This is a genomic window from Pseudomonas sp. Marseille-Q5115 (assembly GCF_916618905.1).
GTDB classification, from domain to species: domain Bacteria; phylum Pseudomonadota; class Gammaproteobacteria; order Pseudomonadales; family Pseudomonadaceae; genus Aquipseudomonas; species Aquipseudomonas japonica_A.
In genome coordinates, this window is record NZ_CAKAKI010000002.1 from 92080 (window position 1) to 116663 (window position 24584).

The window sequence follows — 24584 nt, forward strand, 5'->3', positions numbered from 1 at the left end:
TCTACCCGCACCGACTTTTCGTACAAAACCTAGCTAGGCAAAGGCTACAAACCGGACATTTTCGCGTCTACCACGCGTCCAATGAAGCGACAATTACCGTCAATCTCAATGGTCCTGTATTTGTCATTCAGTGGTCGCAGGTAGCGATAACCCGCGTCCTCAACGTATTGCTTAAACGTCTTGTCGCCCGAATCCAGCATTTCGACTACATAGTATTTGCCGTTGATTACGTCTGCGTCAGGCTTCACCAGAATCAGGCATCCTTCAGGAAAACTCGGATTTCCTGTGCAGGTCATGGAGTGGCCATTTACGGTCAGCCAGTATGCTCCCCGACCAGCATTTTCTGTTGATTCAATCATCCTATGATCTTCTCCGATGTTCCCAGGCGTATCAGTAAACGCTCCTGCTTCAACCCAGCTTATTAAGGGGAATTGGCGAGGCTCACGCACAGGCTGATGCGCGCCCGATACGTTGTTGGGGTCTGAGTAAAGTACTGTTTCCAATTGCTGCTGCGCAGTGAGCTGGATGTCGAGCGCAGCCATGATGAGCTTCAGTTTCTCAGGGGTGGTTCCCTGCAAACCGCGTTCAAGTCTTGATAGGTTTCCTGAATCAGAGCCAATACGGTAGGCGAGCTCCTCTAGCGAGAGCTTTTTCGCCTTGCGTGCGTTTCTTATGATCTGTCCTATGTCCATAGGCACGAATTTTCCGGTCCTAATGCGCTCGGCGCAAATTTATCTACGCAAATTTTGCTTGAATTGACTATGCGCCAATCGCAGAATCAGCCTTACCTTCCATACAGGCTGTAGCTATGACACCGCTAAAAAAAGCACGAATTGCGAGGGGTTGGACCCTTACAGAAGTCTCCGATCGTTTAGCTGCCGTTGGGGCAGACCGGACCGATACAGGCAATCTCTCCCGAATCGAGCGATGTGAACAGCGCGCATCTACGGCGTTAGCAGAGAATCTCTGCCGTGTTTTTGAGGGAGAAATCACTGAATTACACATCCTTTACCCTGAGCGCTACCGCACAGAGCCAACACTAAGGTAGGACAAATGCTGTATCCGCCGTTTAGTAGGTGGAGTCGATATTGAAGGTGCGATACCGGGCTCGACCTTGGAAGGTCCGGATAGGTACCCGCCATACCGTATGCAGCGTATGCATGGTATAGCGAGTATTTGCGATATAGACGCTGTTCGAGGAGCGATAGATGGCTGTATGCAGGTTATGCAGTGGCAATAGCGTATATACGCTATTCCTGCCCGCTCTCGTCTACCGGGTTGGCGCCGGTTGCCTGTGCCAGGAACGCCACCTGGTCCGCTTTGCTCATTGCGCGAAGGGCCAGTATCCCTGCCCGGACCACGTCCGAGCGGGTCGCCTTAAAGTGGCGCGGTACCAGCGACAGCTTATCGATCTGCTTATTCACCTCCTCGGTCAAAGAGAAGATTGTGCGCACGGGCACGGGTTTTTTCCGCGCGGTAACGGGTTTGCCGCGTGGTGGCTCGGGAACCACAAGGGCAGCCTCCGCGAGATTCGCATGCACAGCTGCGCCATGGATGAACTCAAGGCGCTGGCGCTCTCGTTCCTCTGGGGTTGGCTCGGCCCTGCGGCCCATACCTTTCAATCCCGCCATTACTTAGCTCCCAGCAGCTCTGCTGCGATCATGTGGATTTCTTCGATTGCCTTCGGATCAGTGCCATTCTCGATCACGGACGAACCGTCTTCCTCCGCATCGTCGTACACGTTGCGCGTGAAAGTTACTGAATCCATGGGCTGGAGGCCGAACGAGGCGCACGCGTCCTTTGCGTCCAGAATACGCTGGATCTGGCTTGGCAGGGTTGGGCACTGGGTAATGATGGTGCGCACGACCATCCCCGGATTCGACGCTTTACCGAGCGCGACGATTGCTTCGACGTTCTCCAGCGTGTGCAGGTCGCGGCGCTTTGGCCGGAACGGCAATACCAGATGGGTCGCTAAGGTCATGGCCGATCGGAAGGCCTGTGAGTCGCTACCGGCGCAATCGATGATGATGTGCTGGTACCGGCGCGCCTTGTCGATGATCGTCGTGCTGATGTCACCGTGGGCTTTTTCGTGGGGGATCGAAACGAGCTTGCCCACTTCGTCGCGAATGTGAGCCCAGTTGTATGTCGTGGCTTGGGGGTCAGCATCAATTAAAAGGACGTCGGCCCCGGCATTCTGGAGGCAAACCGCCAGATTCTGCGCGAGGCAGCTTTTGCCCGGCCCGCCCTTCTCCCCGCCCAGCACAATGATGAATTGCCGTTGCCCCAAGGCTTCCTGGATCGCTTTTGTAACGACAGACAGTTCCACTTCACCAACCCCCCATGCTCATAAGCCATGCGCTGTATACGTGGTATATACGCGATATGTCCGATATACCGTATATACGGTATGCGGGAATCATAGCAGCCACTACCTTGGAGATAAACTTATGTTTACCAATCAGCCAAGCCAAATCGCTACCTGATCGCCTTGACGAAACCTATTACGGGCAGGTGCGGCGGAGCGTGGCGCTGGCCGATGTCACTCACTTTCGAGCGGCCGACAAATACGCCCATGCCTGCCACCCTGGTGGCGAGGTCACGCTCTATCCTAAGTTGGGCTGCCTGAACGACATCGGGGTGATGCTAGTGGCGTCCTTTGTGCGAATTCACCGAAATACGTTGGTTCGGCTGAGCTGCATCGAAAGCATCCTTTACAGAGACAGTGCTTACGCTGTCAGGCTGCGAGGAACGGGCGAACAGCTTGGTGACGCGAGGAGGCATGGGGCGCATGTGCGTGCCCTGCTCAAGCCGCATAGCGTCCGGCGCGTCTATACGATATATAAAATATATACATAGCATATCGCATATATGGTATGCGGAGACGGCACGAGAGACATCATTGCTTGGAACATCGCTAATCCTGGCCCTCCCGTCGATTCTGCACCAAACCTCTTTGGGGGAGGTCACCGCTAAGGTTCCGCTGGAGGAGGTTCTGTATTTCCGCAGTTTCGACCGATTGATCTACGCCTGCCATGTCGGCGGGGAGCTGGTTATGGAGCGCAGGCACGGCCCGCTTCATGCCTTGGCTGAGAAGCTCCCAGCCGCGTTTGTGTGGGTTCATAAGTCGTTCCTGCTGCGCCGCAGTGCAATCCAGGCTATCGAGCGCGCACCCGATCGCGGCTACGCGATTCGCTTGCACGGCCTGTCCCCCAGACTGCCCATTGCTCGGCCGCGAGCGAAGGCTGTCCTGGCCCAGCTGGCGGCGGCGCATAGTGGCCAGCAAGCACCATAATTCGTGCCTTCTGCATACCATATATAGAGTACATACTGTATATACGAGACCCGCTATCGACTTAAAGATTCGTTCTGCGAATGGACAGTGAGGCTTAGCTGCGATGCGGTTGAGTGTTCCCGGTAGGCGGGTGCAAAAATTACCCCAGGGGCTAGGCAGCTGGCAGGCCCCAACCGCCCTGAGAGAGCACGTACTATGGCCAGCTCTGCCAAGGCTTCGCCCAAGGGCGCTAAGTCATTTGTAAGTGAGCACGTCGCCAAGATTGACGTGGTGGCCAACCGCAAAGATCGTTCGTATCTACATATGGCGTCGTACCGTTTTGCCTGGGTGCCGCTTTCGCCGGCGTTATTTGCGCTGCCGCGTTCATCCTGGTCTGAGCCTTTCCAGCGCTGTCATGCCCAATGATCTTGCACGCCTGAGAGATCGCCTTGACGTATTGCAGGCAGGCTCCAGCAGCAACGTACAGCTGATATATCCGCTGCATACCATATATAGCGTATGCCGCTGCAAAGGAGTAATTGCGGGAAGTCACGGCCGTCGCAAACAAGAAGAATGGAAGGCATACGCCAAGGGCCGCGCGCCAAAGAGCTAAAGAGCCAAAGAGCTAAAGAGCTAAAGAGCTAAAGAGCTGATCGAGCTGCTCGCCGAGGAGTAGGCTGCGCTGGTTCTGCAGGAACGATTGATTACACCAATGCGCGCTTTACGCCGATTGACGATCATCCGCTAAAGCAGTTTGCCGAATGGGAATCATCTCATGGGTTTCCCTGGCACGATTCGCCGGACACGATCCGGGATGACCCTCGGCACCTGGACCCAGCTCTCTGGTATGAGGACGAACTCTGCAGCTTGTGTTTCGCAACGCCCAGCAACAAGCACACGCTGGTTTGGATCAAGCTGCTGGAGGGGCAACCGACTCAAGGAGATGCACCACACCCGCTCAGAGGCCTGGTGATGAAACTGTGCGTCATCGCAGTGAACCAATATTGCAAGATCATTGGGGCCACGCAGATCGCGATCATAGTCCGATAGAGGGGGCGATCTGAGTAAAGTTAAAGCGACTCAGAGCGGTAAGGCTGGCAAGCACAAGGGCCAAGAATCGGCTGGTGCGGTCTATGCCCTGACTCTGCACAAAGCACGCGTCATGAATGCTATGGACATGCGTTTACTGGATGGTCTTCGCCGCGGTCCTGTGGATGAGCCGGAAGGGCTATTATAGGCTCCAGCAAGAAAAAGCTGTCATCGCGCAGATAATTGCAGACAGTCGAGGAGGGCGGGCGCAGAGCCGCCTTTTTTGCGTGTCATCGAATACTGTATATATCAAGCATAAAGTATAGAGCGTGGTAACCGTCCGGTAAACACACCTTCCTGAAGCTACCGCCTAAGGCCATGGTGTCCACCTAATTTAAGTGGACACCAGTTCTGGCCCATCAAGCGGATTACTCATGACCCCTAAGCGCCGTACCTATAGTAAGTCATTCAAAACCCAGGTCATTCAGGAGTGCGCCGAGCCTGGCGCCTCTATCGCAAATATCGCCTTGGGCTATAGCCTCAATGCCAACCTTCTTCACAAGTGGATTCGGCTGCATGCTCAAGAAACCAAGGCGATCCAGCCTGCCTTCATTCGGCTGCATACCGAGGCGCCTGGTACCGGATCACTTGCTCAGCCTTCCAGCATCTGCCTGGAAATTCAGCATCCATGTACGCCCGTCAAAATGACTTGGCCAGTAGACAGTGCCATCGACTGCGCAAGCTTTATTCGAGAGCTATTGCGGTGATCCGCATCGACGCCATCTGGCTCGCCACCGAACCCATGGACATGCGCGCCGGTACAGACACAGCGTTGGCCCGCGTGGTTGCCGTATTCGGTGCCGCGAAGCCACACTGCGCTTATCTATTCGCCAACCGTCGCGCCAATCGGATGAAAGTACTCGTCCATGACGGAGTTGGGATCTGGCTAGCGGCGCGGCGCCTGAACCAAGGAAAATTCCACTGGCCCGGCACCCACCGGGGCCTGGAAGTCGAACTCGATGCTGAGCAACTTCAAGCGCTGGTGCTGGGCCTTCCTTGGCAGCGAGTGGGCGCTAACGGCGCAATTACGTTGCTCTGAATCAGGGTCTTGTAGCTGTGGCAGGTAGGTTGCTTTGGTAAAATCCACAGCATGATTTCCTCACCCAATCTCGACCAAATGACTCCCGATCAACTGCGCGCACTCGCTGCGCAGTTGCTGTCTCAGGTCGACACCATGGGCCGAGAGAACCGTCGCGACAAAACTGTCATCGAGCAGCTCTCTCACGAGATCGCCATCCTCAAACGCCACAAGTTCGCCAAGCGAAGTGAGCAAATCAGCCCGGCGCAAGGCAGCTTGCTGGATGACCTGCTCAACACTGACCTTAAAGCTATTGAGGCGGAGCTGAACGCGCTTCGTCCCACTCCGACGCCGGACGATACCCGTCAAAAGCCCAAACGCGCGCCATTGCCGCCGCAGTTCCCCCGCACAGTCATTCGTCACGAGCCGGAGAGCACCGAGTGTGTCTGCGGCTGCCAACTTCAGCGCATCGGCGAAGACGTCAGCGAGAAACTGGATTACACGCCGGGCGTGTTCACAGTTGAGCAGCATGTGCGAGGCAAGTGGGCCTGCCGTCAGTGCGAAACACTGATCCAGGCGCCGGTGCCCGCCCAAGTTATCGACAAGGGCATCCCCACTGCCGGGCTGCTTGCACATGTGATGGTTGCCAAGTTCTCCGACCATCTGCCGCTGTACCGGCAAGAAAAGATCTTTGGCCGAGCAGGCTTGGCCATCCCGCGTTCAACACTGGCTCAATGGGTAGGGCAAACCGGTGTGCAACTTCAGCCGTTGGTAGATGCACTGCGTGAAGTGGTGCTAGCCCAGCGAGTCGTGCATGCCGATGAAACTCCCGTACAGATGTTGGCGCCGGGCGAGAAGAAAACGCACCGTGCCTATGTCTGGGCTTACTGCACCACGCCGTTTTCGGCACTAAAGGCCGTGGTCTACGACTTCAGCCCAAGTCGTGCAGGCGAGCATGCGCGTAACTTCCTTGGTGTGTGGAACGGCAAGCTGGTGTGCGATGACTTTGCGGGCTACAAGGCCGGTTTCGTGCTGGGCATCACCGAAATCGGCTGTATGGCCCACGCGCGTCGTAAGTTCTTCGACCTGCATGTGGCGAACAAAAGCCAACTGGCAGACCAGGCACTGCACTCAATCGGCGGTTTGTACGAGGTGGAACGGCAGGCCAAAGACATGGGCGATGAAGATCGCTGGCGATTACGCCAGGAAATAGCGGTGCCCATCGCAGAGAAACTGCACGAGTGGATGCTGGCTCAGCGAGAGCTGGTGCCCGAGGGCTCAGCCACGGCAAAAGCACTGGATTACAGCCTAAAACGCTGGGCAGCGCTGACGCGCTACCTGGATGATGGTGCTGTGCCCATCGACAACAATCCTGTCGAAAACACGATCAGGCCATGGGCGCTCGGTCGCTCTAACTGGTTGTTCGCCGGATCACTGCGCAGTGGTAAACGAGCGGCGGCGATCATGAGCCTGATCCAGTCGGCGCGCATGAATGGGCATGATCCGTACACCTACCTCAAGGACGTACTGACACGGCTGCCAACTCACAGAGCAAGCAAGCTGCACGACCTGCTTCCGCACGTTTGGTCGTCTTAAGCAAAAACAGCTGCTTCCAATGGGGAATAGATATCTGTAACTTCGTATATACGTAAAAACGAATATACAGGTTGACCATGTCGATTCAGCCCCACACCTTCTTCAAATGCCTCGGTGACGAAACCCGCGCGCGGATCATGCTGATGCTCGCTGCCGAGGGCGAGCTATGTGTCTGCGAACTGATCTGGGCGCTCGACGATCACCAGCCTAAAGTCTCCCGCCACCTTGGGCAGTTGCGTACCTGTGGGCTGCTGGAAGATCGCCGTCAGGGGCAGTGGATCTATTACCGCCTTCATCCAGAACTGCCTCAATGGGCAGTGGAGGTACTCCAAACGACCCTTGAGGCTAACCGCTCCTGGCTAGGCGATGACCAAGGTCGCCTTGCTTCGATGGAAGGTCGCCCGGTACGCCAGGTTTCCTGCTGCTAAGTGTCTCTGGAGAACTGACATGCTGTTGGCCGTTTCAATCTTTCTGGTCACGCTGGTACTGGTGATCTGGCAACCTCGCGGACTTGGCGTTGGCTGGAGCGCGTCTGCCGGGGCGGTACTCGCATTGCTGACCGGTGTCATCACGCTCAGCGATATCCCGGTCGTCTGGCACATTGTGTGGAACGCCACGGCGACCTTCATCGCGGTGATCATCATCAGCCTTCTGCTGGATGAGGCGGGCTTTTTCGAGTGGGCAGCGCTTCATGTGGCTCGCTGGGGTGGAGGCAGCGGCGCACGCCTGTTTGCACTGATGGTGCTGCTGGGGGCAGCGGTTTCGGCCCTGTTTGCCAACGATGGCGCAGCATTGATCCTGACACCCATCGTGATCGCAATGCTGACTGCGCTGCGCTTCAGTCCCGCAGCGACCCTGGCTTTCGTGATGGCTGCCGGATTCATTGCCGACACTGCCAGCCTGCCGCTGGTGGTCTCGAACCTGGTGAACATCGTCTCTGCGGACTTTTTCGATATTGGATTCGCGCGGTACGCCTCGATCATGTGGCCAGTGAATCTGGTGAGCATCGTTGCGACCTTGGGCATGCTCTGGTTGTTCTATCGAAAGGAGGTGCCGCTGGCGTACTCGCCCGAGCAGCTACGGCGACCAGAAGAGGCCATCAAAGATCGCCACACGTTCATTGCAGGCTGGTGGGTGTTACTGCTTCTGCTGGTCGGTTTGTTCGCCCTTGAACCACTTGGCATCCCTGTCAGTGCTGTCGCCGCCGTATGCGCTCTGGTACTGCTGATCATTGCTGCGAAGGGGCATGTGATCTCGACACGCAAAGTGATGTTCAACGCCCCCTGGCAAGTCGTGCTGTTTTCGCTCGGCATGTATCTGGTGATCTACGGGCTCAAGAATGCCGGTCTGACTGAGGGACTCAGTTCGCTGTTTGGCTCGTTCGCCGACCATGGCTTATGGGCTGCCACATTGGGCACCGGCTTCACTGCCGCGCTGCTGTCATCTGTGATGAACAACATGCCCAGCGTCCTAATCGGTGCCTTGTCGATTCAGGGCAGTGGCGCAATGGGGCTTGCGCACGAGGCCATGGTGTACGCCAACGTCATTGGCTGTGACCTCGGCCCCAAGATCACGCCCATCGGCAGTCTGGCGACGCTGCTATGGCTGCATGTCCTGGCTCAGAAAAACATCCGCATCACCTGGGGTTACTACTTCAAGGTCGGCTGCGTCATCACCTTTCCCATTCTGCTTGCGACACTGGCAGCACTTGCCGTGCGCTTGAGCATCAGCGCGTAGGAGTTAGCTTATGAAGATCCTGTTCATGTGTACGGCCAATAGCTGCCGCAGCGTCCTGTCAGAGGGGCTGTTCAATCATGTAGCCCCCGAAGGGTTCACAGCCATCAGTTCGGGCAGCTTCCCCAGCGGCAAGCTCAATCCGCGAGCAGTGAGCACTCTGCAAGGATTGGGAATCGACACGTCCGGCCTGTACAGCAAAGGCTCGGAAGCCTTCGCAGACACACCACCCGATGTCGTCATCACCGTGTGCGACAAGGCAGGCGGTGAACCTTGCCCGGTGTATTTCGGCCCGGCCATCAAAAGCCACTGGGGGTTGTCTGACCCGTCTGAGGTCGATGGAGCTGATGAGGATGTTCGGGCCGCATTCGATGCGACGGTTGAACACATCAAAAGGCGGTTTGCTGCGTTCTTTACCCTGGATCTGAAAACGCTTCAGGGGGCTGATCTGAAGCAAGCCCTAGATCAGATAGGAGCCCTGTGATGAGCGAATTTGATATGGACTCTGCCGAGGCCTTTCCAGCCCTTGATCTGTCGCTAATGGATCTCCCCAGCACCGATAAGCTGGGCCTGGCAGATGCTGCGAACGTCAAGCCACGCATCCTTCTGCTCTATGGATCGACCAGAGAGCGGTCGTTCAGCAGACTGCTGACGCTGGAGGCAGCACGTCTGCTCCAACACATGGGTGCCGAAACGGTGATCTTCGATCCGTCCGGACTGCCGCTGCCAGATGACGCGCCTGTCGATCACCCTAAGGTGCAGGAGCTGCGCGATCTGGTGCTGTGGTCAGACGGTCAGGTGTGGTGTTCCCCCGAGCGTCACGGTGCGATGTCTGCGGTGTTCAAGGCGCAGATCGACTGGATTCCGCTGACCATGGGTGCAGTACGCCCCACACAGGGTAAAACGCTCGCGGTAATGCAGGTGTGTGGCGGCTCGCAGTCCTTCAACGCAGTAAACCAGATGCGTGTTCTGGGTCGGTGGATGCGCATGCTGACCATCCCGAATCAGTCGTCAGTGCCTAAAGCGTACCTGGAGTTTGATGACACAGACCGAATGAAGGCTTCGACGTACTACGACCGAGTGGTCGATGTCATGGAGGAGCTGGTGAAGTTCACGCTGCTGGTTCGGGGTCGTGAGGGCTATCTGGTTGATCGCTATTCAGAGCGGAAAGAAAGCGCGGAAGCTTTATCGGCCAGGGTGAATCAACGTTCCATCTAAGATGCGCGAGGGTGGGGGATGAATACTCAAGAGACCCGTAGACATCATCTGTACTCCCAGCCTGCTGGCATTCTGAACAAGTGGGTGGACGCCCGGAGTCTGGGTGGTAGACGGCTGCCATACTTTGATCCGCTGGATGGTGGGGTCGATGCATCTGTTCTGATATTGCTAGAATCTCCGGCCAGGGATTGCACGTGGCCACGCTTCGTTTCCCGCGACAATAAAGGGCCATCCCAGCGAAACCTGAAGCGCTTCCTCGAACAGGCGTGCCTCGCGCGTGAGCAGACCATTTTATGGAATCTCTATCCATGGCTGCCGGAGCTGGACAGCCCTGCCGAAGCGATCACCCGCTCGAAAATCACAGAGGGCGTCACAGTGCTGAAAGAGGTAATGGATCTGCTCCCGTGTCTGCGCGTCGTGGTCTTGGCTGGGCGCGTGGCGCAAAGAGCGGCACCCGAAATCGAGCATCATCGCCCTGAGGTCAGGCTGTTCGCCATGCCCCACCCGAGCCCGCTTTCGATATGTCAGCACCCTGATGTCGCTACAAACATCGTCACCACGCTCACCCGAGCGGCGAGCGTGGCCAATGCCTAATCGTTAGCGACTGGCGCGCTTAGCGTTCAGCGATGCAATACAGGGCGATACAAACAGGTTGCCACGGTAGGCACCAGCTGCGGTTTTGGTTGCAACCACCAGCCACATGATGGCCAACATCATCACCAGGATAATGCCCAGGATATCAAAAAAGGCCAGTTTCAGCGTCGCGCCGAGCTTCAACGTTGTCACCGCATACACCCCCAGCGGGAAGGTGAAACCCCACCAGCCAAGATTAAAGGGAATGCCGCCCTTGGCATAACGCGCGGTGATCAACAGCGCCAGCAGCATCCACCATAAGCCCAAACCCCAGAAGAGGACACCCGATACCACCCCGATCCCCCCGGCTACCGCGCCGATGCCTGGCATGCCATGGGCAGCGAAGATTGCTGGCGCATCGTTGCCAATGACCAACATGCCTAGAGCACCGGTACCAATAGGCCCCAGAGACAACCAAGACGATGCCGCCATGCTCTCATGGGGCAACTTATGAAGTGCCAGACGCAGTACCAGAATTACCAAAATGCTCAAGGCCACCGGAACCGAGTAGGCCCACAAGACGTAGCTGGTGATCAGCATCGTGAACTGAGCGCTGGTATCGGCCAGATGCGGTGCAATGGTACCGCCGCTGGCCGCAGCCACTTCCGCCGCTACCACTGGAAGCAGCCATACGGCGGTCATCTGGTCGATGCTGTGCTCCTGCCGGGTAAACATCATGAACGGGATCAGCACCCCACACGCCAGTGCCATGACAACGTCCAGCCACCAGAGCGCATGAGCGAAGGGGATCACGCCGTCTCCCCAGCTCGGCAGGCCGTACTGAACCAGGCCGTTGATGATCGTTGCTAGGCCCATCGGTATCGTGCCGAAAAACATCGAAACCGTGGAATGCCCAAAGATCTGTTTCGCTTCATCGAAGAAGAAAACCCAGCGGGCGGCGTACATCAGGGTGAAGACGGTAAACAGCAGGATGTTGAACAGCCAAAGGGCCTCCCCAACACCTGCAAGCAGCGCAATGTGACCCGGCAACTGCCCCAGGGCCAAGGCCAGAATGCCGGTGCCCATCGTGGCGGCAAACCAGTTAGGCGTGAACTGCCGAATCGCCTCCTTGGGGTTGGAAAGCGCCGAGAGCGGCTGGCCGCCCTGCATGATCTTGGTAAGGCTGATCTCGCGCATAAAACCTCCGAATGATTGCGATGCGGTGACAGGTTCAGAATAGCGACATGCACTTATCTGGAAAAACGGATATTTTGGATATGGCATACCTATTTTCAAGGTAGAAAAGTGAAGCTCACACTTCGGCAACTCGACATCTTCCGCGCTATCGCCCAACTGGGTTCAACCACCCAAGCCTGCGCAGCCCTTGCCCTGTCGCAGTCAGCGACCAGTGCGGCACTACATGAACTCGAAGGCGCATTGGGTATTCGACTCTTTGACCGTGTCGGCAAACGCCTGGTGCTGAATGAAAACGGCCAGACACTGTTGCCCAAGGCTATCCGCCTGCTGGAGGCTGCGCTGGAGATCGAGGGTGGCTTTCGGGCTGACGTGGTCGCGCGGCTGCGAGTAGGTTGCAGCACGACGATTGGCAACTACATCATGCCGCTGCTGATGCAACAAATGGCCGAGCGTGCCGGCTGGACGCAGATCGATGTCATTCTGGGTAACAGCGCAGAAATCGCCCGTCAGGCGGCACAACTGTCAATCGACGTTGGCCTGGTCGAAGGGCCGAGCCACCAGCCCACTCTGGCCGTGCAGCCCTGGTGTGAAGACGAGTTGATCATTGTCGCAGCGGCAGATGACCCTTTGGCCCACAAGGGGCGGCTTTCTCTCAGTGACCTGCAAGATGCGCGCTGGCTGATACGCGAAGAGGGATCGGGCACGGCTGAAGAGGTGCAGCGCTGGCTGTTTCCACACTTGGGTGCCTGGCGCAATGCGCGGCAAATTGGCAGTTCAGAAGCTATCAAGCGGATGGTCTCGGCTGGAGTCGGAATCAGTTGCCTTTCCTATTGGGTGGTTGGCGATCTCATCGCCGAGGGAAGCCTGATCTCGTTGAACCACGTGATTCCCGAGCACAAACGTCAATTGCACGCGATTCATCACAGAGACAAGTTCATTTCACGCTCCCTTGAAACGTTTTTCAATGTGATCAAGGATTTTGCGTCGGCCAACGCCAGATGAGGGGCAGGCCACGCGATGCCCTCATCAAAATGGAAGACGTGTTCACCAGCCGCTTACAGAGCGTGCATACAGCCACGGTATGCACTGGAGCAGGGTTGCCCCGAAGGGGAGGGGAGCCAAACGGCCCCTCTAGGCCTCTACCCTATGCGCCGCCAAAGCGCTGGAAAGGAACGGACCCAACGGCGATCCTGAACCACGCGTCTATGTGAAATCTTAGGCAGTCTACGAGCGCAAAATCGTTCGGATGTCACGCAGGCACCTACACATCTTATGGCAGAATTCAGCTGCCGATACTTGGTGTAGACCGTGGCACGGTGAACAATGGTTGTGGCATCGCCATGCCTGAATGGAGAGTGCCCCGATCAGCACGCTGGGCATGTGGTCATGAGGACAGCAGCATAGCGGCCAGGCGAGTGCCCAAGATTGCGGCCGACACACCCTGGCCAGCCAATGTGTTGAGCAAGGAGGTAAACTGCCTTTGCCCAAAACCCCTCCTGAATGTATCCATAAGCGTTTTTCTAGTGTAGCAAGGCAAATACAAGGTATGTGGTAACTCCAGTTAACGCAAGCAGACCCAAGACAGTCATTAGCTTGAGTGACTTGAGTGACGCTTGCTGAGTGCGGTTGGCCTCTTCAAAATTCTGCGCTAGTTCACTAATTGCATGCTTCAACGTTTCATTAGTAGCCCGACGTCCATCCTCGAACTGAGCAGGGGTCAAGAAGTTGAGTTCTGTTAGTTTCAACAGAATCTTGTCCCGGCCATGCTCGAACTGGTCGGGGGTGAGGATCTTCAGCTCATTGATGGTGCGCTGTACTCGATCCTGGCCTTTTGCCAAATCGACCAGCTTTTTTTCGAAGTCAGAAAGGCGTTTTTCAACATCCTCAAATTTGCCATAACTGTCCTTGACGAGTTGCTTGTGCTCAGTGGACAGTGATGAGAGATAGGCTTTGCTCGCCTCAATCTCCGTGCGTGCATCGTTTACCGCGCGTAGTACTCCATTGAATTCACTTATCTGGGACGCCTGTTCCTCAAGCGAACCGATGGCCTTGTGCAGCATTTGTAAGTCGTTCACCACTCGATACCTTTATAAACAGTCGTGAGCTTGTCCAGTCTTGCAAGCAGAGGAGTCAAAAGCTGACGGTAGGAATAGGGATCCTCGAATTCGGCATTGATGAGCGCGAGGAAGGATGATTCGGGGAATTTCTCATGGATCAAGCGCGCGAATCGACACTGGGCGTCAACCGAGAACAGCGGTTTGAGCAGTAGGGTCTCCCGGATCAAATCTTCGACCGGCTGGCTACCTTGTTGCTTGAGGCGCTCCAAGGACGCGGCCATTCGCCGCTCTCCATCGGCGTCATCAAAGTCGTCGGTGGTCAGGCGAATTATGCCGCTCAAGTAATCCAGGCAGATATTGTCCTTGTACGACTCCAGAAAGCGAGAGAGTTGCTCTTTAAGTGTGGCAAGCTGTGCTGGTTTTAAGATTTCTGGCAATTTCGATGCGGGATCTTCCTTGAAAAACACGCCTAGCCAAGTGGAAGTATCATCAGGGTGCTCTGCCAAGTGGGCCAGAAGATGGCTCGACTCATTGAATTTAAAGTAGCCTTCCAGGCGATTCTTGAAGTCCTGTTCGCTGATCTTATCAGTGGCTAGGTCGCTGCATTGTTCATACACAGTTTTCAGCGACTGGCGGCGATTGTATGCAAAGTGATCGTATGACCATAGCAGCAGGACAAGAAAGATGAACTGGGTCTTGTCGATCGCTCCGTTGTGCAAGCGCTCACACAGAATCCTGTGGTACGAATTGCTGCTTTCGAGTATGTCGCTGAGCCTGAACGTCGCATCGTATTTTTTGAGCTTTATTTCTAAATTGTTTTGCAATTGCTCTTCATCGGGGCAGCAGAATTCGATGGTCAGCTTGCCTTTGAAAAAGTCCTCTACGATCCAATCTGAAACGATGCCGAGCTGGAAGAGCCTATAAACGGCCTTTTCAAACTTGGATTTATCGGTACTGAATTGGGCAGCGGTTGCCGAAACCGTCTGGACATCACTGTTCTTCAGGAGGTACTTGTAGATCGCGCTGAGCAGCTTGAATTCATCATTGATGGAGTCGAGATTGTTCGTCATCAGGAAGAGATTGATCTTCACGTCACTTTCGCGATTCAGCCCCTCCACAGAAGTCTTCAGTTCGGCCACCGTTGTAGAGGCGTCCCAGATCTTATCCAGCAGGTCGGTCTTACTCTCCTTCGTCAGGAGTACATAGCAGTCGGCAGGCCCGTCTGTGAACATTCGCTTGTTTCGGCCCGCTCGGCCGGCCTCCTGGTAGAGAGCTTCCATGGAGCCGGGAATGCCGTAGTGAACGGTATACGCAATGTTCCCCTTGTTGACACCCATGCCGAAGGCTTTGGTCGCGGTCAGCAAACGGTACTTGTTGGACTTGAAGTCGTTTTGCACCTCTCGCTTGTAGGCGTCGAATGCGTCGCCCCCTATGCCTGCCTTTGTCGGCGCCGAGCCGGAAAAATATCGCACATCCATGCCTAGGCTGGTGGAGAGTCGTCCCGCCAACTCATAACAACCTTTATTCCCGTTGACTGTCGGAGTAAAGATTATACCCGCCTTTGATCCTTGCGCTGCTGAAGCCGAACCGTTCCACTTGGCTTCCATCTTGTCCACAAGTTGGGTCAATGCTTCAGTCTTGCGGCCTCGGTCATCCACCACATGGAATGACAGCTCCTCCCGGGTGTAATCGAGAGGGGTGCGCACATTATCATCAGAAATTTGGAATTCCGACTGAATGTCCTTCAGAACGTTGACCGAAGCGGTTGCAGTTAAGCCGATGTAACTCGCATCTGGTGCCAGCTTCCCGATGGTGTTGGCCAGATTTAGGTACGAGGTTCTAAAGTCATGGCCCCACTCGGACAAGCAATGGGCCTCGTCGATCACGGCATAGGCAAAGGCACGGTCAAACCCGATCGCGGCCATTTCGCGGCGGAAGCTTTGGGTTTGGAAGCGCTCGGGAGAGATGAACACGAAGAAGTATTTACCACGCCCGAAGTCATTCTGAATCCTGACTTTCTGGTCAGATTTCAAATCACTCGTGATGAAATTGCTGCGTGTAAATCCGATGGCATCTAGGTCAGCCTTCTGATCATACATCAGGCTTTTGATAGGGCAGACCACGAAGCTGATGGCGGGCTGCAGCACGGCAGAAAATTGGTAACAAATCGATTTTCCGGCACCGGTTGGTAACAGGCCAATAGTGCCTTTTCTTGACAATGCGGAACCGATGATTCCGACCTGACCCTCGCGAAAGTCTACATCGTCCAGAAGAGGGAGGAAGAGGTTGGCGAGGAAGAACCTCAGCGCCTCTCGCTGCCTGCTTCCTGGACTCAAGTCGAGCTGGTAGGTAATGGGCGCAGAGCATGACATCCGGAAAAAGTCGTAGCTAACCAGCTCGCAACTCTCCATTGAAAGTGCGTTGGTATTAGCAAAATATCGATAGAAATCGAGATAGTGCGTTCGTGTGTAAATGACACTCTGGTTGACTTGGAACGCATCATCAAAGCGTTCTAGGATACTGAAGTCGACCAATAGGGCATGGCCTGGAAAGGATTTTGTTGGACTTTGAATTTCTTCCAGATCGACCTTCAGTGCCAGCTTTGGCAATCCTCTGAGCGTCAGTAGCTGCGAGAGCAATTCTGCCAAGTCATCGATGGCCTGCTGCGCAAAATCGATGCCGTCGCGGTTCAGGAGGATGAGTTTCCTTGCCTTGCCCAAGCGAATGTCACCACTCTCGATCAGTTCCAGGACCAGCAGTTGGAAGCGGATCGCTGCGGTTAACCTAATACTGGGCGTGCTGGTATCGACACCGTCGTTGTAGGCGAGCCGGTAGTCCTGCAACGTGAGCCCGTTGGGAGGGCTCAATATTCCCTCTTGCTCAAGCCTGTCTACCATCTTCAGGTGATCGACGGCGGCTGATATTTTTTCGACGAGGCTCTCGTTTTCAGTGGCAATCTCTTGGGTACTGAAGCGTATGGTCTTCAAACCAAGTGTCTTAGTGAACTCGTCGCGCCTTTCGTCATCTTGCGCCGACGCCTCGTGTTGCTGACCGTCAATCTCTATGATCAGCCCCGCCTGCGGGATGAAAAAGTCTACCTGCCGATTATTGAAATGGTCGACGTATACTTGCGTCATGTCGAAAATGCTGACCTCGGGCAGGGTAAGCTGTTTGACGAACTGATATTCGCCAAAATACTTTGGTATCAGTTCGTCAAAAAAACGCTTGGCGGGATAATTTTCTTTTCTGACATCGCCTCTGATCAATCGACGCCATTCGAGAGGGTGGCGAGAAATAAGTGCCTGGCTTGCAAACTCAAGCCCGCTTTGTGACTGCTTGAGCCCAAACGCGTTCCTCAACCTGCGTGAGGAAATAGTGGGCTTGCCACGTTGTAGCATGTTCCGAAGGATATACACTGTATCGAGAATCGGCTTTGAGTCGGGCTCCGATGCAATGGAATATGACCTGAGGTTCTGGAAAACAAAGTTGTGGTTGGTATTTGCGTAGTTTGCACTGAATTGTTTGCTGACCAGAGCAGCATCAGTCCTGACGGCAGCGCGCTCGGGCAGCCGCTGCTTGAAGCTGTAAAGATCGTAGAAGAGCTGAGCGTTGTGCTGAGCCTCGGCACTCTCACGCTCATACTCTGCTCGGCGAAGGGTCTTGACCAGTGTGAAGATGAACACCCGCACCTTGGGGTTCGCCTCCGAAAGCGCCCGGACGATGTCACCGGTTGTGGCGCCCGAAGTCAGTACATCGTCGACAATGAGAAAGGTTGGCTCGCTCTTGTCCTGTGAGGCCGTCAGGCCAGAGGTTGCGCGATACACGCCGTGCACCTGCTGCGCACGTTCCTTTGCCGAGCACATCGTTGACTTAGCAAGCGAGCGGCTCTTGTGCAGGCAATAAGGGCGGTACTCGGCGCCGATCGAGGAGGCCAGACGTGCACCGAACAAATCCAACGACGTGCCGTTGGAAGAGGCATCCAACTCCCCATGACCGAGGGCCCTGACGACAACATCAATGTGCGGTAAGTTGTTAGATACCTCTAGCGCCTTGTTGATCCAGCGTTCGACCGCGCTTTTCTCGCGGTTCTTGAAGGCCCAGATTTCCTGCTTGATGCCATCTAGGTAGTAGCCCAAGTAGAATCTGTGGCCGTCTTGGATGAGATTTGTGCGAGATTGTTTCTGCCGATGAGCGATCGCGCTCCCAATATATTCGAAGATTTCGGCCGCACTTGAACGACGAGTTTCAATCGGGGAAATTTCTGCCCAGCCAGCGGCGAAGAATTTGACCTGGGCATTGAGTGCACACTCTCTGTCCACCTCGCTATCGCCGATGAAAATCGTTTCTTCGCACGATACATCGAAACGGTTCCTTATCTTTTCGACGCCTTCGCTTGCCGGCTTATGATCCCGGACATCGTGGTACGCAACAACGGAATCAACGGCAAGCTGAAAGTGTTTTAAAATTACCTGGACATAGTTCGAGGGGGAGTTTGTAAAAAGGGCAACCTTGATGCCAGCGGCGCGAGCGGTGTCAATTAAATTAACGGCTTCATTATAAGGCGTGCAGCGCTGGATTTGCGATTCCACCTCTCTCCATTGCCTCTGATCACGCAGCCCCGCGACGGCCGAGGTATCAACAAGCGTTCCATCTAGATCGATGATAATGCATTTGATCATAGAAAACTGCCTGTCCCCCTCGGGGTATCTGCAAATGATGATGCTGCAACAGTAAGCGCTTGGGAGATTTCCGCATAGGTGTCGCGGGTGTAAGACGTTGCTACTCCGGAGTGCACCAGCTCCTGCGTTCCACTGATCTGTTCAATGCCAAGGTCTGGATAGCCAGCGGCGCTGGCATTGGGAACAAAGACTTTGCGACGCATGGAGCTGGCGGCCTTGACCGCGTGCATGGTTCCACCATCGATGGCTGTTTCAATGGCGAAAACGGCCATCGCAAGCCCTGCCTGAATACGATCGCGTTTGGCGAATAGTGCTGGAATGACTTTGGTGCCGGGCGGGTTTTCGGAAACCAGCACACCGCCCTGGCGGAGTATTTGTTCTGCCAGGTCTTGGTGATTGCTTGGAGCAATGCTGATCAGGTCGACCAGTACCGCTACGGTACGGCCTTGGTGATCCAAAGCGGCGCGGTGTGCAATGGCATCGATGCCAAGAGCTAGGCCGCTGACTATGCAGAACCCTTCGCTGGAAAAATGCTCCACTGTCTTGTAAGCAATCTTTTCACCCAGCCTAGTGTTGTTGCGAGTACCGACGACCGCTATGGACTTGGGGTTCTTTAAAAGATCAAAGTCGCCTTTGTAGAAAAGCAGAGCGGGTGGGTCGAGGAGAAGGTTCAGTTGAGCGGGGTAGTCGCTAGAGCCGTAAGCCAAGACATTGATCCCTGCATCACGCCATGTGGAGAGCATTTTCTCAAAATTCAAACTCAAGACGTCATATTCACCGCCGCTGAACAAATCTGCAGCCGCTTGCGCGATTGAGCCATTGAGTTTTGGTACCTTGGTAAAATCTATATCGTGTACCGCCTTTAGGTTATTGGCGCGGTAAAACTCGATGATTTTCACCAAGGTGCGATTTCCGACACCTTTCAGGCTTTGAAGTACAAGTACATCTGTAATTTGCACTAAATTTCCTTATTTTCTGCTGTCCAGCCAAGGGGGAACCGCCCATCTGTGACAGCTGTAGCATCGCCTTTGCGGAGACTGAGTGCAAATAATTTGCACATACATCACTGAGGCCTTGCAAGCGCTCCGAATCGCCCCCTTAAATTTGTAGACACTCAGTGACTGCTTGGCGGATTGGAGCCCTTCGCGAGAGGCAGTGAAGGATCTTGTTTGGCGGGTCATTCCTTAAAAATCGCAATGTAGCCGCTGAGGCGTCTTCGCCCATGGGTCGGATCTCCCTGCCTGCTCATGTACGATGGTTTTGTTTTCTCCGGCTTCCCCGCTGGAGACTTCAGCAGCGCAGGGCTCTGGGAAGCCCAGCACCCGACTAGGATAGCGCCTGATAGCCCCCTGGATGGGAGGCGGGTAGGATACTCCATTAATAGCTGCCGGACCGGTACCGGCTGGCTAGAGCTGGTCGTTCGCTTCTCGACTGGAGGGCGTGACCAGTGTCTGTATCACCTGCGCATGCAATTGAGCCGCCTCGGCATGCAGGTACGGCTGGTGGTGTCCAGACACGCGTGCCCGGCCAGCGAGCGAACCATCATCAGGTCACCAGTCGCCTGGGCCAGGGCACATTCGAAACTGTATTGCGCAACACGTACAGGCCATGCGCAGGATTAGTAGAACGGAGACTGATCATCACCTCCGTAGGTGCGCTGCACTTGTCAGTAGAAGCATAGGCACGCTTGCCCCCCGGGCGGCTTTTGGCGCACCGCCCAAGACACCCTGGCAGCGCTGGCGGAGCTGGGTCGTTTGTGAGTTGGAACAGGCCGAGGGTGAGCGGCCGTGCTGCAGTATCCCTTCCCACTAATAACACTTGAAGGACGGGTTCAAATGACTGGGGCTGCTCTCCTGAGGCCGATATCGGCCATGCCAGCATGAGCGAAATCACTCAGGCCAAATACGCCGGCAAGCGTGAGTATGGTGAGACCGAGACCACCGTGGGTTACGCGTTCGTGGCACTTGCCTACATGTCAGCGACGAGGGTATCGAGATCCGTGTTCTTCACTCACGCACCGAGGTGATCGCTTGTGGCCAGATTCTCCATGACCTCAAGGGTAACGAGTTCTAGTAGGGCCCTCGCACCCGTCAGGTAGAGGAAAGCGGCCTGGAGCACAGCACGGCATCTCAAAAGAGCATGACGTGGTTCAGTGCCTGCGTGGAGAAAGCCGAGTTGGCACTGGATGTCGCCACCAAGAGCGCCCCCGTGCGCTCGTCCGCATCGATCGATGCAACCTGGGCATCGAGGTCCATCAGGGGGCGTGTCATGGCAGTTCCGGGATAGAGGGATATTGCAATTATACGCATTGCGTGTAAAGAGGAGCAAAAAGAAGGCCCCGCAGGGCCTCACTTCTCTACGGCCGCTCACCAATGTGCCCGCAATCCAGCTCACGGTCATATCCATCCATGCCGTGTTTTTCGATAGCAGCAAAGTAGCACTCTGTGAGGGACCTGTCATACGCCTCGCGGGCCTCACGTTCCGCACGGCGTTGCATCGGGCTTTTGGCTGCCTCACGGGCAATATCCTCGGCAACCAATTTCTCCAGCGTCCGCTGTCTGACCTGCTCTGGAGAATTATAGAACGCCGTTGACGCGATCATGGCCAGCGCAGTAGCGCCTAAAAGGGCAGCAACTACCCTGCCGGGCCCCATACGATCTTCAGCTATCACGATCGTGGCCCCAACTCATCAATATCAGGTGCATCAAAATAAGGCTCATCGAAATCAGTGATGCCGAGCTGTTCGTAAAGCCAAGCCTTCTTATCAACCCATTCGGGTGCGTGCTCAAGCATGCTGGCGATATTCTCGCGCGCTTTCTCCCGGCGTTCCTTCATGGACGTCATGCCTATCCCATCCCCCTGAAATTTTTCGGCATTCGCCTTTCGGCGAGTGGCAATTCGTCGTGGGCGCACGGTAACGGGACAAACGCCAGATGGCAAGTGGCCATGGTCGAGGGTGGCAGGGGGGTATGGGGGGTATGGGGGGCTTGCAGTTTGTTGCTGGCCGAAGCGCTGGATAGACTGGCCGAGCAACGCGGTTGCACCTCGGCGCAGCTGGCCCTGGCTTGGCCGAGAAGGCGAACTGTTGCAATGCAAAAGCTCGATCCGCAGCACGGTTGGATGGGATGCCATCAAGGATGGTTACTGCAGGCACTGCCCTGTACGAGAGACGTTTTCCCAAGACGCGCTTTCGGCGAGTCGCTGTGACTAACCAAGCGTTTACCAGCGGTGCGATTGCGCAAGCTGAAGCCAATCAGGTCCAATTGATGACCCGTCAACGCTTGGCGGAGGAGTTAGGTAGACATCCGATATCTAACTACGAATTCGATGAGGCGTTGCAAGAAATGTAGCTTGGTGTCGCTTGCAAAGCAGCTGGCTTTCAGTCACATGCAAATCTACCCACCTTCCAAGCAGGCTCAGCTACTGGGCGGTGTCAGAAGAGTCTGACTGACTCGCACATGCAGATCATCCGCTTCAGCGTGCAGGTAGCGACTGGTCGTGTCCATACGCGCATGCCCGGCCAGCGAGCGGACCATCACCAGATCGCCCGTGGCCTGCGCCAGGTGACTGAAGCACGAATGCCGCAGCCAGTGGGTCGTGGCCTCGGTCAGCCGCTCGGCGAGCTCATGCTGCTCTCGGGTTCGGGCCAGCGCGGCGGCACGTCCCATGATCTCGATCATCGCTTTAAGAACGGTGCTGTTGCTGGCGCGCTTGCGCTTGCTGTTGGCGGCCATCAGCAACGGCGTGTCTTCGCCCGGTAACGTGATGAGAGGGAGATCAAACGCGACCCGGTACCGCCCCAGTTCTTCATACAGGGCCTCGGAGATCGGGACCTCGCGCCGCTTGTTGCGTTTTCCCTGCACCATCAGCCACAGATGGCCGCTGGCCGAACGCCGCAGCGTGGCCATGTCCGCCGCGGTTGCTTCAAAGGTCCGCAGCCCGGTCAGGTAAAACAGGCTGAACATGAAGTGGTCGCGTGCCCGCTTCAGCGGACTCTTGGTGGAGGCGATGGCCTCAAACGCCAATGCGATCCCCTCCGGCGGCAACAGCCGCTTGATCATGGGGTCGATCGGCGCTTCGGGTTTCTTGACCAGGGCCACCGGATTGCCCTTCAGCCAGCCGCCCTTGACCATCCAGGCGTACAGGCTGCCCAGCTGTACCAGGGCGTAGCGCTGCGAGGCGAGACTCAGGGGCCCAGCGAAAGGGCGCCAGGCCGGGTGCTGCCGCGGCCGCTTGATGGCCGACACCCAGACGTCAGCCGGCTGCGGGTCGGCCATGAAGTTCACGTAGGCGCGGATGTCCATCACCCCGATCTGCGACAACTGTTTGTTACGCACGTGAAGCGCCCAGAGGATAAAGCGCTCCACCTCCTTGCGCATGGCCCGGCGGGTCTTTGGGTTGTCGGTGGTCGCCTCGAGCCAGATCGCCGCGGCCTCGATGTCCGAGCGGGCCTGGACCAGGTCGGGGAGGGCAGCGGACGCTTCGGCATCCACCGATGGCCGGATCCGCTCGAGCGACGGCGTCTGCTGGAAATCCACCACCTGCGGCAGGCCGGCCGTGCTGACCACATCACTCATCAAAAGCGGCTCCGCGTCTTGCCGGTCGAGACGACCCAGTCATCCAGCTGATCGGGGGTGAGCCACAGGGTGGTGCCCTGCGGGGCTTCACAGTGATATTCCTCCTGGGCCTGGCCGTCCTCGTTGACGCCCAGGCGGGTGTCGATGACCACCAGGACCGTGCCTTCGGACGCAAAGGAACCGATCTCGCTCACCACCACCAGCTCGGAGCCTGGGCCCACATAGTCCTGATAGCGGTAGCCACTCCCCGCCGGTGCAAAGGACTCGAATTCATCGTCTTCCTCGTCAGCCCAGTCGAACGCCGGGCTTGCAGGTACAGCCGGCTCTACGGCCGGCCCTGCCACAGGGGCTACGGTCGGCACGGCCCGCGGCCGCGGCGGGTAGAGCTGCAGCCGGGCGGCGGTGGCCGCGGCGCGCTCACGACGGGTGAGGGCCGGCAGGGCCCGGACCAAGTCATCCCAGCGGGTTTCCCGCTGCGGGTCGGCGGCGGCGCGACTGAGCGTCTCGGGCCGCACGTCCCAGCGCACCGCCGCGTCGGCCATCCGCCAGCCGCGTTTTTGAATCAGGCCCTTGAACTCGGCTGGGCTCAGGCGCGCGGGGCGCAACAGCTGCAAGCCGATCTCGACTTGATCCACAACGCAAGTTTCCTTTTCTTAAATTATTGATATCTATAGAAATGGATTAAAACCCTAGCGCCACGCCGCGGCGGTGAGCTACCGCCAAGCGTACCGCCTTGAACCGCCCAGGGCAAAAAATTCGTGATAATGGGAGGTAATCACGAATTTTCGGAGGTAACGATATTTTTAATATTGATTGCAGTAAATATAAAACTGATACTGAGCAAGCTGAATTTTGCGTTTTTTGGGCCGTTTTGCGTTCAAAACAGAGCTTGGCCCTGTAAAACCGGGTGTTTAAAAAAGCCCGTCCCTACCTCACCCAGGAGCATCTTCGTGATTACCTCGACCACACCCAGCAGCGGACTGCCCAAAACCCGCGACCTAGTCCGGCATTACGCTGCTCAGCTGCTCGAGGCCGGCAATGAAATCACGGTCACCGGTATCCGTGCGCTGATCCTTGAGCACCATGGGGTGACGGCCTCGCCGAACGTCGTCGGGGATGAAGTGAAGCAGTTCTGGGTGAGGACCGGGCCGTTGCTCAGCGCACGCTTGAAACGACCAGGTATCCCCGAGCCGGTGTGCCAAGCCCTGGACGCGGTGTGGGAGGTGGCGCTCAACGAAGCGACCCAGGCCTACGCGATCGAGCGCTCGCACCACTTGCAGCAGGCCGACCAGGCCACGGCGCGTGCCGCCGCGGCCCTGGAGGACGCGGAGCAGGCGAGGGCCCGCTTCTCCGACCAGGAGCGGCAGATTGCGCTGCTGACCGAGCAGGTGCAGAGGCTGAGCGGGCAATTGGACCGCGCGCAGGCACAGAACGAGGAGCTGCGCACCGAACTGCGCGAGCTGACCATGCAGCACCAGCAACAAGGCCAGCGGCACAGCGACGAGCTGGCCCGTGTGCAGGCCGCGCACCAGGCCGAACAGCAGCGCTTCGCCGCAACCCATGCCGCCGAGCTCA

General features: G+C 56.5%; 25 protein-coding genes. 13 read left to right on the forward strand and 12 right to left on the reverse strand.

The features are described 5' to 3' along the window. Positions 1-44: 44 nt before the first annotated feature. The 3 genes from LG385_RS24310 to LG385_RS24325 all read right to left on the reverse strand — a co-directional run bounded on the left by LG385_RS24310 (position 45) and on the right by LG385_RS24325 (position 2320). Positions 45-692, reverse strand: a complete 648-nt coding sequence (locus LG385_RS24310) for a helix-turn-helix domain-containing protein (RefSeq protein ID WP_225776373.1) — start codon at positions 690-692, stop codon at positions 45-47. Positions 693-1250: 558 nt separating this feature from the next. Then, complete coding sequence (locus LG385_RS24320) at positions 1251-1631, reverse strand: hypothetical protein (RefSeq protein WP_225776375.1); 381 nt, start codon at positions 1629-1631, stop codon at positions 1251-1253. Beyond that, a complete protein-coding gene (locus LG385_RS24325) occupies positions 1631-2320 on the reverse strand; it encodes an AAA family ATPase (protein ID WP_225776408.1) in 690 nt (229 codons plus the stop codon). The genes LG385_RS24320 and LG385_RS24325 overlap by 1 nt, the downstream gene beginning before the upstream one ends. Positions 2321-2382: 62 nt before the next feature. Here LG385_RS24325 and LG385_RS25850 point away from each other — a divergent pair, with 62 nt between their 5' ends. From LG385_RS25850 to LG385_RS24380, 11 genes are all read left to right on the forward strand, one after another. Next, complete coding sequence (locus LG385_RS25850; protein WP_225776376.1) at positions 2383-2856, forward strand: LytTR family transcriptional regulator DNA-binding domain-containing protein; 474 nt, start codon at positions 2383-2385, stop codon at positions 2854-2856. Continuing rightward, positions 2789-3292 carry a LytTR family DNA-binding domain-containing protein gene (locus LG385_RS25855; protein ID WP_225776377.1) on the forward strand — a complete coding sequence of 168 codons (504 nt, stop codon included), beginning with the start codon at positions 2789-2791 and terminating at the stop codon, positions 3290-3292. Before LG385_RS25850 ends, LG385_RS25855 begins: the two co-directional genes overlap by 68 nt. Positions 3293-3487: 195 nt before the next feature. Continuing rightward, the gene (locus LG385_RS24340; protein ID WP_225776378.1) at positions 3488-3697 is read left to right on the forward strand and encodes a hypothetical protein; all 210 of its coding nucleotides are present in this window, start codon (positions 3488-3490) and stop codon (positions 3695-3697) included. A 1037-nt stretch (positions 3698-4734) separates the two neighbouring features. Further along, positions 4735-5067, forward strand: coding sequence for a transposase (locus LG385_RS24345; RefSeq protein WP_225776379.1), 333 nt, complete (start codon positions 4735-4737; stop codon positions 5065-5067). Further along, positions 4989-5399: an IS66 family insertion sequence element accessory protein TnpB gene (gene tnpB / locus LG385_RS24350; RefSeq protein WP_225776380.1), complete on the forward strand. Its 411-nt coding sequence runs from the start codon at positions 4989-4991 to the stop codon at positions 5397-5399. The genes LG385_RS24345 and tnpB overlap by 79 nt, the downstream gene beginning before the upstream one ends. A gap of 51 nt (positions 5400-5450) precedes the next feature. Then, positions 5451-6974 (forward strand): IS66 family transposase, encoded by a 1524-nt coding sequence (gene tnpC / locus LG385_RS24355; protein ID WP_225776381.1) that lies wholly within the window; start codon positions 5451-5453, stop codon positions 6972-6974. 77 nt (positions 6975-7051) lie between these two features. Next, a complete protein-coding gene (locus tag LG385_RS24360; RefSeq protein ID WP_225776382.1) occupies positions 7052-7402 on the forward strand; it encodes a metalloregulator ArsR/SmtB family transcription factor in 351 nt (116 codons plus the stop codon). Positions 7403-7421: 19 nt separating this feature from the next. After that, entirely contained in the window at positions 7422-8711 is a 1290-nt protein-coding gene (locus tag LG385_RS24365; RefSeq protein ID WP_225776383.1) for an arsenic transporter, read from the forward strand. 10 nt (positions 8712-8721) lie between these two features. After that, entirely contained in the window at positions 8722-9192 is a 471-nt protein-coding gene (locus tag LG385_RS24370) for an arsenate reductase ArsC (RefSeq protein ID WP_225776384.1), read from the forward strand. Continuing rightward, positions 9192-9926, forward strand: a complete 735-nt coding sequence (gene arsH, locus LG385_RS24375; protein ID WP_225776385.1) for an arsenical resistance protein ArsH — start codon at positions 9192-9194, stop codon at positions 9924-9926. Before LG385_RS24370 ends, arsH begins: the two co-directional genes overlap by 1 nt. 18 nt (positions 9927-9944) lie before the next feature. Beyond that, positions 9945-10520 (forward strand): uracil-DNA glycosylase, encoded by a 576-nt coding sequence (locus tag LG385_RS24380; RefSeq protein WP_225776386.1) that lies wholly within the window; start codon positions 9945-9947, stop codon positions 10518-10520. A 3-nt stretch (positions 10521-10523) separates the two neighbouring features. On the opposite strand, the gene LG385_RS24385 is transcribed toward LG385_RS24380, so the two are convergent. After that, a complete protein-coding gene (locus LG385_RS24385; RefSeq protein WP_413247398.1) occupies positions 10524-11669 on the reverse strand; it encodes a TDT family transporter in 1146 nt (381 codons plus the stop codon). A 135-nt stretch (positions 11670-11804) separates the two neighbouring features. Here LG385_RS24385 and LG385_RS24390 point away from each other — a divergent pair, with 135 nt between their 5' ends. Then, positions 11805-12698 (forward strand): LysR family transcriptional regulator, encoded by an 894-nt coding sequence (locus tag LG385_RS24390; protein ID WP_225776388.1) that lies wholly within the window; start codon positions 11805-11807, stop codon positions 12696-12698. A 518-nt stretch (positions 12699-13216) separates the two neighbouring features. Here the strand turns inward: LG385_RS24390 and LG385_RS24395 are convergent. The 8 genes from LG385_RS24395 to LG385_RS24430 form a co-directional block, all read right to left on the reverse strand. Continuing rightward, positions 13217-13771 carry a hypothetical protein gene (locus tag LG385_RS24395; protein WP_225776389.1) on the reverse strand — a complete coding sequence of 185 codons (555 nt, stop codon included), beginning with the start codon at positions 13769-13771 and terminating at the stop codon, positions 13217-13219. Then, on the reverse strand, positions 13768-18432 hold the full coding sequence (locus tag LG385_RS24400) for a RecQ family ATP-dependent DNA helicase (RefSeq protein WP_225776390.1): 4665 nt from the start codon (positions 18430-18432) through the stop codon (positions 13768-13770). The genes LG385_RS24395 and LG385_RS24400 overlap by 4 nt, the downstream gene beginning before the upstream one ends. Beyond that, the gene (locus LG385_RS24405) at positions 18429-19391 is read right to left on the reverse strand and encodes a DNA-processing protein DprA (protein WP_225776391.1); all 963 of its coding nucleotides are present in this window, start codon (positions 19389-19391) and stop codon (positions 18429-18431) included. The genes LG385_RS24400 and LG385_RS24405 overlap by 4 nt, the downstream gene beginning before the upstream one ends. Before the next feature lie 1170 nt (positions 19392-20561). Beyond that, positions 20562-20702 (reverse strand): hypothetical protein, encoded by a 141-nt coding sequence (locus LG385_RS24410; RefSeq protein WP_225776392.1) that lies wholly within the window; start codon positions 20700-20702, stop codon positions 20562-20564. An 86-nt stretch (positions 20703-20788) separates the two neighbouring features. Beyond that, on the reverse strand, positions 20789-21034 hold the full coding sequence (locus LG385_RS24415) for a hypothetical protein (protein ID WP_225776393.1): 246 nt from the start codon (positions 21032-21034) through the stop codon (positions 20789-20791). Positions 21035-21099: 65 nt separating this feature from the next. Continuing rightward, on the reverse strand, positions 21100-21276 hold the full coding sequence (locus LG385_RS24420; RefSeq protein ID WP_225776394.1) for a hypothetical protein: 177 nt from the start codon (positions 21274-21276) through the stop codon (positions 21100-21102). Positions 21277-21848: 572 nt separating this feature from the next. After that, positions 21849-23009 carry a tyrosine-type recombinase/integrase gene (locus LG385_RS24425; RefSeq protein ID WP_225776395.1) on the reverse strand — a complete coding sequence of 387 codons (1161 nt, stop codon included), beginning with the start codon at positions 23007-23009 and terminating at the stop codon, positions 21849-21851. Continuing rightward, positions 23009-23644 (reverse strand): hypothetical protein, encoded by a 636-nt coding sequence (locus LG385_RS24430; protein ID WP_225776396.1) that lies wholly within the window; start codon positions 23642-23644, stop codon positions 23009-23011. The genes LG385_RS24425 and LG385_RS24430 overlap by 1 nt, the downstream gene beginning before the upstream one ends. Positions 23645-23959: 315 nt before the next feature. Between LG385_RS24430 and LG385_RS24435 the strand changes: the two genes are divergently transcribed. After that, on the forward strand, positions 23960-24584 hold a 625-nt coding region (locus LG385_RS24435; RefSeq protein ID WP_225776397.1), incomplete at its 3' end, for a DNA-binding protein.